The sequence below is a fragment of the Imperialibacter sp. genome (assembly GCF_040222815.1).
Lineage (GTDB): Bacteria > Bacteroidota > Bacteroidia > Cytophagales > Cyclobacteriaceae > Imperialibacter.
The window spans coordinates 299,053-312,042 of sequence record NZ_JAVKCH010000026.1 but is presented as its reverse complement, the minus strand read 5'-3'; the positions used below and the strand labels follow the sequence as shown (position 1 = coordinate 312,042).

General features: G+C 47.6%; 14 protein-coding genes. 3 read left to right on the top strand and 11 right to left on the bottom strand.

Going from position 1 to position 12,990, the window contains the following annotated elements:
- Window positions 1–23 precede the first annotated feature (23 nt).
- Window positions 24–701, top strand: a complete 678-nt coding sequence (locus RIF36_RS15085; protein WP_350127251.1) for a DUF7255 family protein — start codon at window positions 24–26, stop codon at window positions 699–701.
- On the opposite strand, the gene RIF36_RS15080 is transcribed toward RIF36_RS15085, so the two are convergent.
- Window positions 669–1,298 (bottom strand): deoxynucleoside kinase, encoded by a 630-nt coding sequence (locus RIF36_RS15080; protein ID WP_350096039.1) that lies wholly within the window; start codon window positions 1,296–1,298, stop codon window positions 669–671. The two genes, RIF36_RS15085 and RIF36_RS15080, sit on opposite strands and share 33 nt — an antisense overlap.
- 102 nt (window positions 1,299–1,400) lie before the next feature.
- Entirely contained in the window at window positions 1,401–2,360 is a 960-nt protein-coding gene (locus RIF36_RS15075) for an ROK family protein (protein ID WP_152000154.1), read from the bottom strand.
- 122 nt (window positions 2,361–2,482) lie between these two features.
- On the opposite strand from RIF36_RS15075, the gene RIF36_RS15070 reads away from it, so the two are divergent.
- Window positions 2,483–3,451: a YheT family hydrolase gene (locus tag RIF36_RS15070; protein ID WP_350127254.1), complete on the top strand. Its 969-nt coding sequence runs from the start codon at window positions 2,483–2,485 to the stop codon at window positions 3,449–3,451.
- 197 nt (window positions 3,452–3,648) lie between these two features.
- Window positions 3,649–3,822, top strand: coding sequence for a hypothetical protein (locus RIF36_RS15065; protein ID WP_193217926.1), 174 nt, complete (start codon window positions 3,649–3,651; stop codon window positions 3,820–3,822).
- A 34-nt stretch (window positions 3,823–3,856) separates the two neighbouring features.
- Here the strand turns inward: RIF36_RS15065 and RIF36_RS15060 are convergent, their stop codons facing one another.
- The 9 genes from RIF36_RS15060 to RIF36_RS15020 all read right to left on the bottom strand — a co-directional run bounded on the left by RIF36_RS15060 (window position 3,857) and on the right by RIF36_RS15020 (window position 12,771).
- Window positions 3,857–4,777, bottom strand: a complete 921-nt coding sequence (locus tag RIF36_RS15060; protein WP_350127257.1) for a sugar phosphate isomerase/epimerase family protein — start codon at window positions 4,775–4,777, stop codon at window positions 3,857–3,859.
- A 101-nt stretch (window positions 4,778–4,878) separates the two neighbouring features.
- Window positions 4,879–6,171 carry a Gfo/Idh/MocA family protein gene (locus RIF36_RS15055; protein ID WP_350127260.1) on the bottom strand — a complete coding sequence of 431 codons (1,293 nt, stop codon included), beginning with the start codon at window positions 6,169–6,171 and terminating at the stop codon, window positions 4,879–4,881.
- Window positions 6,172–6,263: 92 nt separating this feature from the next.
- Window positions 6,264–8,108, bottom strand: a complete 1,845-nt coding sequence (locus RIF36_RS15050; RefSeq protein ID WP_350127263.1) for a gamma-glutamyltransferase family protein — start codon at window positions 8,106–8,108, stop codon at window positions 6,264–6,266.
- A 92-nt stretch (window positions 8,109–8,200) separates the two neighbouring features.
- The gene (locus RIF36_RS15045) at window positions 8,201–8,647 is read right to left on the bottom strand and encodes a hypothetical protein (protein ID WP_350127265.1); all 447 of its coding nucleotides are present in this window, start codon (window positions 8,645–8,647) and stop codon (window positions 8,201–8,203) included.
- A 53-nt stretch (window positions 8,648–8,700) separates the two neighbouring features.
- The gene (locus RIF36_RS15040; protein WP_350127268.1) at window positions 8,701–9,933 is read right to left on the bottom strand and encodes a sterol desaturase family protein; all 1,233 of its coding nucleotides are present in this window, start codon (window positions 9,931–9,933) and stop codon (window positions 8,701–8,703) included.
- Window positions 9,934–10,069: 136 nt separating this feature from the next.
- Window positions 10,070–10,285 carry a hypothetical protein gene (locus tag RIF36_RS15035; protein ID WP_350127270.1) on the bottom strand — a complete coding sequence of 72 codons (216 nt, stop codon included), beginning with the start codon at window positions 10,283–10,285 and terminating at the stop codon, window positions 10,070–10,072.
- A gap of 92 nt (window positions 10,286–10,377) precedes the next feature.
- Window positions 10,378–10,824 carry a hypothetical protein gene (locus RIF36_RS15030; RefSeq protein WP_350127273.1) on the bottom strand — a complete coding sequence of 149 codons (447 nt, stop codon included), beginning with the start codon at window positions 10,822–10,824 and terminating at the stop codon, window positions 10,378–10,380.
- 61 nt (window positions 10,825–10,885) lie between these two features.
- Entirely contained in the window at window positions 10,886–11,839 is a 954-nt protein-coding gene (locus RIF36_RS15025; RefSeq protein ID WP_350127276.1) for an aldo/keto reductase, read from the bottom strand.
- Entirely contained in the window at window positions 11,836–12,771 is a 936-nt protein-coding gene (locus RIF36_RS15020; protein WP_350127279.1) for a DUF6807 family protein, read from the bottom strand. Before RIF36_RS15020 ends, RIF36_RS15025 begins: the two co-directional genes overlap by 4 nt.
- Between the last annotated feature and the right edge of the window lie 219 nt (window positions 12,772–12,990).

Here is a 12,990-nt window from a genome sequence, read left to right as displayed (position 1 = left end):
GGGCTGCAAAAAATTAAGGTGTTATGTCTAATGTCGTAGTAAGAAGAATAGAGATTTTTTTAGAAAGCGAGAAACTCACGTATGAGGCCGGGCTACAACCGGAAAAGCAGCGGCGTTTGTGGAAGAGTGATTTTCGGCAGCAGATAGAGGACACGTACAACAAGCTGGGTGGTCAAGCTCCTGATGGCCTTGCTGAGATAGAAGTGCCAGCTTATCCCATTGTGTATGAAGGCAAGGCAATTGTGGGAAATGACGAGCTGGTCTACAACCGCTATGCCGCCGTTTGCCTCCGAGCGCCATTTTATTCAAACATCGATGGATTGAACGTGGAGGCGTCTCTTCGGTACTGTCGGCAGTTTGAAGTTGGTTGCAAGAAAGTTGGCCTTATTGCCGGTGTTTGGAGCAACCCCGTCAGCAACATGCATTTTGGGGAGGCATCCGATCCCGGGGATTTTTTTGGAAACGGAAGCTCGGGTTGGAAAATGCTTGCCTTCCAGCACCTGCTAAGAGACATGCTGGCCAGGCTGGATGGGTATGAAGTTTTGCACTTCTCCATTTACGATCAAATCATGTCAGGGGGGAAGCTACTGACAGTTGGTGAATTGATGAAGTCACCTTCAGGTGAACACTATGCCTCTTTTGTAAAGTATTTAAGGAGAAGGCTCGGATTACCGGCTGTCGCCGCTGAAAAGCCCGTGTAGTTCCAGGTCTATTTGATTAACGACATAGGAGAAGTCCTCGACTTTGGATACGAAGTCCAGGTTGTTTACATCAATCACCAACAACTTGCCGAGTTTGTAGCTCCCAATCCAATCTTCATAGTGTTGGTTGAGGGTTTTCAGGTAGTCGATGCGTATGGCGTTTTCAAACGACCTGCCTCTTTTCTCTATTTGTGAAACAAGTTTGCCAATGTCTGCCTTCAGGTAAATTAGCAAGTCTGGTGGCTGCACATAAGTGATCATCAGTTCAAAAAGCTTGAGATAGCTCTCATAGTCTCTTTCTGAAAAATGCCCTGAGCTATACAAGCTCTTAGCGAATATGTAAGCATCCTCGTATATGGTGCGGTCTTGCACAATAGATGCCCTGGAGTCTCTTAATTCGTTAACCTGCTTGAAACGGCTGTTCAAAAAATGGATTTGAACATGAAAGGCCCACCTCTTCATGTCGCTGTAAAAATCCTCGAGGTATGGGTTTTCCTCCACGCTTTCAAGCTGCACTTTCCAGTTGTAGTGCTTACCAAGCTTTTCAGCAAGGGTGGTCTTTCCGGCTCCGATATTTCCGGATACAGCAATGTGCATTGGTGTCATATGCGTGCAAAAGTAAAGGGTTGGCAGGCACTCATAAAAACAAAAAGGCCGAAAATACTTCCGGCCCTTTTCTGTATGTGTAAGGATTCTTGTTTAAGGCGTTTCAAACTCTTTCCATACTAGTGCTGCTGCGCCGAGCACGGCCGCATTTTTATCCATAAGGCCAGAAGGAATGAGCTTCAATTTATTTTTAAAAACGGGAAACATATTTTTTTCCATGTGCTCCAGCGTCGGTTTGAAGATGTAGTCTCCAGCTTTTACTAGTCCTCCGAAAAGGAAAATGGCTTCGGGGCTGGTGTGCACCATGGTGTCAGCCAGCTTGATGCCGAGTATTCTGCCTGTGTACTCAAAAGCAGCGATGGCGATCGGATCTTTGCGCATAGCTGCCTGGGTAATGAACTCGGCGGTTAGGTCGTCGAATGCAATAGCACGCAGTTCGCTTTTGTAAGTGTAATCCGCCAGGAGCTTAAAAACTGTGCGTTTGATCCCTGTAGCTGACACATAGGTTTCGAGACAACCTTTTCTGCCACAGCCGCAATAGCGTCCGTTCGGGTTTACTATCACATGACCAAGCTCCCCTGCAAAACCATCGTGGCCGTATACCAGCTGGCCGTTCACAACGATTCCACTTCCCAAACCTGTGCCCAGTGTAATGACGATGAAGTCCTTCATGCCCTTCGCAGACCCATACACCATTTCACCAATAGCAGCTGCGTTGGCGTCGTTGGTCATGACCATTGGGTATTTGAAGTATTTTTTGAAAATTTCCCCGAACGGGACAATTGTTCCCCAACGTATGTTTGGAGCGTGCTCTATCGTTTGCTTATAATAGTTGGCGTTGGGAGCGCCAATGCCTACACCTTTTATGTCTACATCGGGGAAGTTCTTAAGGGCTCCCTGAATACTTTCCTGAAGGTCTTTAAAGAATTCGTTGACATCGCCTTCGGCTCTAGTTGGGATCGATTTTTGAAATAATGTCTCTCCATCTTTGTCCACTAAACCAAACTTGGTGTTCGTACCGCCAATGTCAATACCGATGGCAATTTCTTTCATGAAAAGGGGTTGTTAGAGTTAAATTGCTATGCAAATAGTTTTGAAAAATATGCAATGGAGGGCTCTTATAAAAACCTCTTCATGTATTTTTAAGCCGCAAACGATTTAGATGAGAATATTAGATGCCACTAATTTCCAAAAGTAGTTATAAGCGGCGGCCACCTTATCTTTTTAACCCCCACCTGGAAACAGTTGTCCCCTCCGCTTTTAGAAAAGTTAGAGGTGTAACCTACGACCGGGAAAGAGTGGAACTGGAGGATGGAGATTTTCTGGATGTGGACTGGTTGACCGGAGGTAGCGACAAATTGGTGGTGCTCACTCACGGTCTTGAAGGGAGCAGCGACAGGCCCTACATTGCCGGGATGGCGAAGTACTTCGCAGCCAACGGCTGGGATGCACTGGCATGGAACTGCCGCACCTGTGGTGGAGAGATGAACAGACTACCGAGGCTGTATCACCATGGAGCGACGGAGGATCTTTCGGCGGTTGTTGAGCATGGGTTGAAATCGGGCCGCTACAGAAAGATTGCTCTGGTTGGGTTCAGTATGGGGGGAAGCATGAGTCTGAAGTATCTTGGTGAAAGAGGGAGCCAGGTCAGGGAGGAGATTATTGGCGCTGCTACCTTCTCGGTGCCTTGTAATTTATGGGACAGTGCTGTGCAACTCACCAGAAGGAGCAACAAATTCTACAAAGATCGCTTTCTCAATAAGCTAAAGGAAAAAATGAAGGTGAAGGCATTGAGGCATCCTGATGTGGTAAATGCTACAGACATAGACCTCATCACGACCTTCGATGAGTTTGATGATAGATACACCGCGCCTCTGCATGGTTTTAGCAGCCGGGATGATTTCTACCTGAAGGCTACATCTGACCAGTTTTACCCTGAACTGAAAAGACCTGCTCTTGTTGCAAATGCCCTGAATGACCCAATGCTGGGTGACAAATGCTACCCTTATGAAATGGCCAGAGAGAGTAGCTACTTGTATTTAGAAACGCCAAAGGTGGGAGGTCACGTTGGGTTTACACAGACTGGGGCCGAGATTTACTGGGCTGAAATGAGGGCATTGGAGTTTTTGGAGGGGATCAGCTAGCGAATCGGAGGGGCGGGAAATAGTTAAGAATGGGAGGTTACCTATATCCAAGCCAACGTGGCTCGGCGGACGCTTGAGCTATCGGAATCCAAGTGAGGCGTTTGAACATTCGGTGTTGTGGAACAAACTTTTTACTTGTATATTATCGTTAATAATGGAAGCCTTTCAACATGACAATAGAAGAGATAAATAAAAAAGTGGAGCGACTTCGAGTTGTAACAGACGCTAAACTGAAGTTTCTTCGTGATCATATGACCCTTCTCGATGAGGCCTTTAAAGAACTCTCTGATACACAAGACCAGGAACTTGATCTTGTGTATGCCAAGATCAAGGAAATTGAAGATAGAATGAACCGGCAAGGGCCTAAGTGAGCCCACGTTTTATCGTGGACTTTCCTTCCAACTTCTAAAGAGCAATGATTTTATCCATCAATTCGCTTATCTGTTGCAGCCGTTTTCTGTCGCCGCCATTCACTTCGGCACTCATCCAACCGCCTTTGTAGTCAATGGCCTCCAGTGCCCGCATGACGGCTGACCAGTTGTTGTCTCCTTCAAGCAGCTCTACATCGAAACCTTTCCAGATGCCCTCATCACTCTGTTTCTTACGGCTATACTCCTTAACATCCAGCTTCATAATGCGGCGATTCAGCACTTTGATCCACTGCTCAGGCCAGCCATAACGTACGACGTTGCCAATGTCGAAGTACCAGCCCACCATCGGGTCGTTCAATTCATCCACAAAGCGAGCAGCTTCCATCGGGCTTAGCAGGAAATTGTTCCACACGTTTTCGATGGCAATCTTCACGCCGGTTTCATGCGCCCACGGAATCATTTTTCTGATCTCATCCTGAGAGCGGCGGTAAGCATCATCATAGCTCGTTTCTGCGTTCACAACACCAGCCACCAGAAGTACCGTTGTGCCGCCGTAGTCTTTACAGTCCTGCAAGGCCGTTTTCATTGAGTCCACACAAGCCTGTCTAACTTTCGGGTCGGCGTGGGAGATGGGGCTCTTCCAGTGCACCGAGTTGACCACGCCAGGAATTACCAAGCCAGTCTTGTCCCTGGCAGCAAGTACTTGTTTCTTGTCAAGGTCATTGGGACTGTCCAGCTCCACGCCATCATAGCCGAGGTCTTTCAGCATTTTGAACTTGTCCATGATAGACAGGTCTTCCTTTACCATGCCCCACTTAAGGCTCTTTTTGATGCTGACTTTGGCCAGTGCTTCTTTTTTCGGTGATGCAGACAACGGACTGATGGCTCCTGATCCCAGAATGGCTGCGGAGGCAATCGCTCCGGTAGATTTCTTAATAAATTCTTTTCTGTTCATGGTTTTTGGATCGGTAGGGTGTTGTGGAAAAAGGGAAACCTCCGACGCTTGCCTTGCCTGAAATAGGCGGTAAACTAACTCCGGAGGTTTTTAAGTATTAGTTATGAAAATTGTGTGATGCCGGGCTGTGCCACCGGCGCATCTTCCCATTTGGTATCTTCGTCCACAGTGTCCGGACCGAGCTTCTCCTGAGAGTTCCAGGCCTGCTCATAGGTGATGGTTTGGCCTGTATAGGCTGCCATTCTACCCATTATGCCGAGCATAGTACTCTCCACCATCCTCTTTCCATCGTTCACAGGTTTACCTGCTCTGATCGCAGCAAATAACTCGTCATGCTCCTGCTGATACATATCGTTGTCCTCCCCGTCATACTTCCAGCTTTCTTTGCCGGTGATGGTATGGCGGTTACGGATACAGTTTACCATTGCCGTACCTTCCGTGCCGATTGATTCCACGGCGTAACTATTGCTACAGTTCTTTTGCTGACGGCTGAAGTGGAAGCCTCTGGCTCCATTGTCATATTCGTAAACAAGCGCAAAGTGGTCGTAAACGTTTCCAAACTCGGGTTCAACACGACTTTGACGTCCACCCGTGCCGGTTACGCTAGCCGGTAGCACATCACCCAGTGCCCACGACTGCATATCCACGCTGTGGATAGCCTGCTCGATGAGGTGGTCTCCTGAAATCCAGGTGTGATACAACCAGTTTCTCATATCCTTGCGCAGCTTGGACCAGCCGGGTTGGGTATCACGCAGCCAAAGCGCACCGGTATTGTAGGTATTGTAAACAGTAGTTACCTCACCAATGGCTCCGTCCAATATTTTCTGGAAGGTGGCTCTCTTAGGCGTGTGGTACCTCCAGCAGAAGCCAGACATGATGTTGAGTTTCTTCTGCTCCGCCAGCCTTACTGCTTCCATTACTCTCCTGGCGCCTGGTGCATCTACCGCCATGGGCTTTTCACAGAAAATATGCTTGCCGGCGTTGACAGCTTTTTCAAAATGTTCTGGACGGAAATAGGGAGGCGTGGTAAGTATCACTACGTCTATGTCTGTGGCATTGATTATTTTATCAGCACCATCAAAACCAAGGTATTGTCTTGATTTGTCCACCTTCATTTTATCGGGGTGGATTTTGGTCAGGTTAGCGTGCGACTCCGTTAGCCGGTCATCAAACAGGTCGGCCATGGCTACCAGCACCACGTTGTCATCAGCTGCCAAAGCCTGGTTAGCAGCGCCGGTGCCACGACCACCGCAGCCGATAAGGCCAACTCTCAGTGTTTTAGTATCCAGAGGGTTGCCAAAGGCAGGCACTCTACTGAAAAAGGGCAGGGCAGAAGCGGCTGCCAGGGTTCCGGTATTCCTAAGGAAATCCCTTCTTGTTCTTTTATTGTCCATCTGTTTAATGGGTGTTTATTGATTATACATTCGTTTTACTAATATAGTCATTACTCTTCTGATGTGGCTATGAATAAGCTGGAAAGTGTAACCTACCACCCAATACCATAGTCCTCTCCATAATTACTCGATCCTCCCCAGAAGCTGCCATGCTTCCAGTCGAAGTAGATGGCATTGATAGGGCCGGAGCTTCGGTCGTCGAACCGTAGCTTGTAGCCCATTCTGATGAGCTCCTTTTGAATCCATGGTGATGTGTCGTCTCGCAACAAAAGTGAACCCGGAATGCTTTCGTGGTTGCCGAACGAGCTGCTCACCTGGTAGCTGTTGATGTTGGCGGCTTCCACCGCTTCCTGAATGGTCATGTCGAACTCCACCACGTTGAGGAACATCTGTAGCAGGTTCTGATCCTGCGTGTCGCCACCCTGCACTGCGAAAGAGAGGAATGGTTTTCCGTCTTTCAATGCCATAGAGGGAGTGAGGGTCACCCTTGGCCTTTTCCCTGGCTCCACCACATTGAAAGGCCCTTCTTCTTTGTTCAGCACAAAGCTTTGCATGCGCTGGCTCAGACCAATACCGGTATTCCCAGCAATGCAGGCGGGAATCCAGCCACCACTTGGAGTAACTGACACTACCCATCCGTCTTTGTCGGCAGTTTGCACTGAAGTGGTGCCAGCCAGGAAGCCTCTCATGAAATCTTCATCAGGTGCAGAGAGCGATGCCTGGCTTTTCTGCTTCAGCAGCTCACTGTACGGGTTCACCTTGCCTTCAAAAGGGTAAGGGTCACCAGGGCCAATCTTAGCGTCGTTCATTTCCCAGTTGATCTGTTTGATGCGCTCTTTGGCATACTCTTTCGACAAGATGCCTTTCATGGGCTCTTCCGGCCCAAAGTACGGATCGCCGTAGTAGAAGTCACGATCAGAAAATGCCATGCTCATTACCTGGTACAAGGTGTGGATGTATTTGGACGAGTTGTAGCCCATGGCTTTCAGGTCAAAGTTCTCCAGCATATTGAGCGACTGGAGCAAGGCAGGGCCCTGCGTCCACTGCGAAAGCTTGTACACATCAATGCCTTTGTAGTTGGCCATCATAGGCTCCTCAATCTTCACCTCCCAGTTGGCCAGGTCTTGTTCGGTAATCAACCCGCCTTGCTCCTGTGTGCCACGGGCTATTTCTTTGGCAATGTCTCCTTTGTAGAAACGATCATAGGCGGCATAAATAGCTTCTTTACGACTTTTCTTCTTTTTTAGCGCTGCCTGTTCAGTTTCTACGAGCTTGGTAAGCATCGCCAACAGGTCTTTCTGCACGAAGATTTCTCCTGCCTCAGGCGCTTCTCTTTCTTCGCCCGGGTGGGTGAGAAACACTTTGGTTGAATAGGGCCATTTTTTGATTTCACTTTTGCCCCGTTCAATAGCATTGGCAGTTTGAGCCTCAATAGGGTAGCCTGCGGCCAGTTCCATGGCGGGGGCCAACACCTCTTTCAGGCTCATGGTGCCGTATTCGGCCAGCATTACCATAATGCCTCCCGGAGTGCCTGGAGTAACTGCAGCCAGAGGGCCGTATTCGGGTATGTAGTCTAAATCTTTGCCCTTGAAAAACTCAGGAGTAGCGCCAGTGGGGGCAACGCCCAGCGCATTGATAGCAATAACCTTTTTGGTGTTTGGATTGTAGATCATGGCTTGCGTTTCTCCACCCCAGCTGAGCACGTCCCACATGGTGCTGGTAGCCGCAATCATGGCACAGGCGGCATCGACGGCGTTGCCCCCTTTCTGGAAAGTCATGGCACCTGCCGTGGCGGCCAATGGCTTGCCGGTGATGGCCATCCAGTTTCTCCCATGGAGAGGTGGTTTTTGTGTGGGTGGTGTATAGGCATTAAACACCTGTGCACTAACACTGAAAGTAAATGTGCACGCCAACAAAGCAAATAGAATGGTTTTCATGGCTTTTTCGGTTTCCTTAAAAGTACGAAAAACTGACCCGAAAGCCTTAGCTTTTTACTCAGATGGAAAAATGAGGTTGCGATCTCGCCAAGTCACTGATAGGCAATGCCTACGCTTGCGTAAACTCCTTCAGGATATCCCAACCCTGTTCTAAACAGGAAGTGCCCTTTCGGCTTACTATAGCGGTACCCGGCTTTCACGTCGGCGACAAATTTTGAAGTGAACCCCTGTTCATACAAGTGAACCACCCCGGCTGCCCATTCAAAGTGCTTATTGCCACAACCGAAGACTTGAACCAGGCCTAAAGAAAGTGTTCTTTGGCCAAAGGTGAAGCTTGCTCTGTGGCCCACGCCTGCTTTCACCGAAATGTAATCCTTTGACCGGCGAATAATTGTTCTCTCAAAGTTTGCATTTATAGAGACCGCTGCGGTGCTCCCAACCGTCATATAAATAAAATTAGTAGTTGATACCACGGTAGAGTCCTGGGCTGATGATTCGTATCCGACCAGATAGAGCAGGAGACAGACAATCTTTTTCATTTTGTGTCAGATAAGTTTAAAAAGTGCAGCACCCAGACGTATTGGCAGAGAACTTAGGAAGGCTCCAATTCGGGTTTGCTTATTATGAAAATCAGATAGAGAAGGCTGCCTCCTGCCGTTAGAAGCGCCACGATAGCTTCCCAGCCTGTCAGTTCGGCCATTTCATTGGCATGGAGAACGACTATACATGTTACAGACATATAAAGAAGCCTGATCATCTCCAGATAAATTGACCATGGCCTGGCTTGCATCAGCCCTCCCCAGCTAATGATCATCATAAAGATGCCTATAGACATTACTACCCGATCCACGGCTGTCAGCGGAAACTTTAGGTTGACTACTATCCAAAGGTAGGCCAATGCCGCTCCCACTTGAAAAATCAAATAAGGTTTAAGGTTGGTAAACTGATTGCTGACATACTTTACTTGCTCGGCCCTGGTGTAGCCAATTCTATCTTTCTTCTCCGATTCCAACCCCCTTGGTCTCCACCCAAGTGGCATAAACCAAAGCCTGAACTTGTCCCACCAGAAAGGAGCAGCCACTGCATCGTCCCACAACTGCTTCCAGTACTGAAAGTTGATAAAAATCGGATCCCAGGTTCGGGGAGGGTGCGTTACTCCATAACATACTTCCTCTTTTTCTTTTTCAAAGGAGCCGAACAATTTATCCCAAATGATGAGGAATTCAGAGAAGTTCTTGTCGATGTATTGAGGGTTTACTCCATGATGTACCCGGTGATGTGAGGGGGTGACAAAATACTTTTCGAACCATCCCATTTTTTTGATCAGCGTTGTGTGATGCCAGTAGGCAAGAAGAAGATGAACAGCAGCCATTGCATAAATGGCTTCTGGCGTATAGCCAACAATCACCAGTACCCAATCAAAGAAAAGAAATTGAAAGATTCGTTGAGTGAAGCTTGCTCTGATCCCAACAGATAAATTAAGCTCTTCAGAGGAGTGATGCGGCATGTGGGCGGCCCAGAAAATATTGATCGTGTGCCCCACACGGTGAAACCAATAAAAGAGAAAATCCTGAAGTAATAGCAGCAAAAGCAGGAAATACCAGGTATTTGGAATCTCCCAGGGAATAAACTGCGCCAACCAGCCGTACCATTTGTAAACAAAGAAAGCCACGGCAAGATTGACGCATTGGTTGGCGATGCCGGTGGCAATATTCGTGATGGTATCCTGAAATGGATACTGACCATTTTTGCTCCATACGCAGTAAATAATTTCTGCAATTAGCAGGAGCAAAACAATAGGGATGATAAAGGCATAAACATTCATAGCTGGTAGGGTTTAATAGAATAAAACAAAATCACTAAAAAATCTGTTCATTGATGCTTTGGACAAGCGGAAGAATGAGCAGTTGCAAGGCTCAGGTATAAAGCTCAACTAAGCCACAGGTTTTGCCGGCTGAATCCTAGCGGTCGTAGATTTCTAAGCCAATTTCTTGCGATGCGATAACCGTTTGGCTTCTCCTGTTGCATTCTTCGCCATTGGCATTGAAAGCCGGTAGAACACCATGGTTTGTTTGTGTTTCCCAAGCAAGCTTTATGTCCGGTGTTATGGTTGTGTGCTGCGGGTTCGCTGTAAAAAACGAAACCAACCCCAGCCAAAAAATCAGGAGCTTTTTCATTGTACGAAAGGATAGTTAAAAAAATGAACTGTTCGATTACGAGGATCAATTTCTATGCCAAATCTCTTTATCGGGACAGCTCTGGCGTCAGGTTAAAAAGCCAATCCAAGCCCCAGGTACAGCCCTTCGGGTGCTCCTGATCCTGCTTTGATGACGAGCAGGCCTCCGGGTTTCTGGTACCTGTAACCCAGGTGCCCAACCAGGAAAAATTCTGAAAAGTCGCCCGTATTGTTAGAAAAATAGCCAATTCCCATGTCCGCATCCAGGTGGTGAGAATTTTTACCATGAAGATATCCAGCAGCAAGCATCAGGTTTTTGCCATAGTGGTCGGGTGCACTGCTTTTCCCAACTGCAGCTTTGGCGTTGATCACACCCGATTTCAAAGTAATTAAACTGCGTTCGTAGCCTCCATTGTAATTGAAAATGCCGCCGTGAACATATACTGCACTCTTTTTCACAAGTGGCTTTTTGGCTTCCTGACCAATTAAGGTATTTGCGACCAACAACTGAAGAGCAGCGACAATTATCGTCTTTTTCATAGCTACATCATTGATACGAAGTAATCTCTCTCCACCGTGTTGCTAGTCGTCTACTTGCTGCTCACTTACCCCATAAATACTCCAGCGAATACGGCGACCCCGGGCTTGCCCACGTTTCTCCGTTGATATACCGAAAATTTAAGTCCAGGCCGGCAATGGTTTTTAAGTCATCAGCAGACAGCTCAACAGAAGTTGACTCCAGGTTGTCTTTCAGGCGCTTTGGATTCACAGATTTGGGAATGGCCGAAGTTCCTCTTGTCACAGCCCAGCTAAGGAGTACTTGGGCTGGCGAGCAGTTTTTTGCGACCGCTATTTTCTTGATCGCTTCACTCTCCAAAATCGCCGGGTCGCTTTCCTTGATCAACCTGGCCGGTCTGTCGGAGGAGCCAAGAGGAGAATAGCCTGTGACAACGATCTCATTCTTTTTGCAGTAGTCCAACAACTCATTTTGTTGCAGATAGGGGTGCAATTCCAACTGATTGGCTTCTGGTATGATGGTAGCGCCCTCGCTGATCAGCTTCAGGTTTTTGACATTGAAATTGGAGACCCCAATATGCCTGGTAAGCCCTTTTTTTACCACTTCCTCCATGCCCGACCAGGTAACGGTCAGCGGAAGTTGATCGATAGGAATAAAGTCGGCTGGCGAGGCGGGGAAACCGATTCCCTCTTGCAGCGCCACTGGCCAATGGATGAGATACAAGTCGAGATAGTTGAGCTGTAGATTTTTCAGGGTTATATTCAGTGCTGGCTCTACCTGGTCTTTCCGGTGACTGTTGTTCCAAAGCTTGGAAGTGATCCAAAGGGCTTCTCTCTTCACTTCGCCACTTTTGAAAGCATCGGCAAAGGCAGTTCCAATTTCATCTTCATTGCCGTAAATATGGGCGCAGTCAAAATGCCTGTACCCTATCTTAATAGCCTCCATTACAGCTTTATAAACATCGCCGGGAGCGGCTTTCCAGGTACCCAGTCCAATGGCTGGCATTTGATCTCCATTCCTAAAATTTAAGTACTTCATTTCTTATCGATAAAGGTTTTGAATTTTTCTTCAATAGCATTTTGTGGCCATTCGGCCTTGTGAATAATCAACTTGTATCGCATGGTAACAGTTTCTCCATTAGCGATTTTAAAGAGTTTACGGCCCGGAAAGGCTGCGTTCTGCATACTTTTTTTGTTTCTTAGGATCCAGCCGTGCCATGATGTCATTTGCGTCGTATCCGCCATTATGGCGAACCCCGACTTTGTTTTTTCAAAGGTAGCAATCATATCGACCCAACCACCTACCTGCATGGCGGGATCGGTGGGGGTCAAATCTCCGTTTACAGAACGGAATTTAATATCATCGGGAAGGATGGTTCTGGCAGAAAAGCCGCTATAGCCTTTGTGGTCTTCAGATCCACCAATCCACACATCGTGGCCATTGGCTGTAAGGCTGATGTCAAAGTCCATTTCCCGATAGTCTGATGTTGTCTTATAAACGGTGATCACTGTGTTTTCCTTAACGAACGTAATGCTATCACCTTTCCATATCGTGTTCCAGTCAACTGCCACCTCCAATCTGGCTGCATTTTTTCCAGCGTTGGTATTGGCACTGGTCACTTTCCACTCAATGCCTTTGCATTCCCATCCGTCGCCGATGCGTTCGCCATCAACGATTAGCTGGTGCCAGGCCCAGAAGATGCCTCTTTGGTGCAGGTGGTCAGCCGGGAAGTCTTCCGTTAGCACTTCATCGTTTAATCCATAAAGAGGATGCAAGTAGTTCGCTCGGGGGTATTTTCCGTCAAGCGATTTAGTTTGCTGTTGGTAAAAGTAGATGGGATGAGTGCCTTCAGTGAGGCTGATGCCCTCCGGGGTTTTGGTGAATTTGAAGGGTTGGGCAAATAAGTTGTTCCAATGAACTAGGGTGGAAAATATCAGAAGTAAAAGTGTCGTTGTTTGTTTCTTTATCATTGCGTCAATCGTCAGTCATTTTTGTTTATGGTTCTTTTCCTCAAGCCGGAAGGGCTCCTACTTTTCCCATAGATGAAAAGTAGGCAAAAATCATAGGAAAATTAAACGTACAAGCCAGGCCGCTCATCTGCCGCCAATTTTCCCCCACCCGCCTGCGGGGCAACCCCCCATTCTGGTTTCAGCTGTAGCAACAAACTGTGTATTTGAACGAGGTCGAAG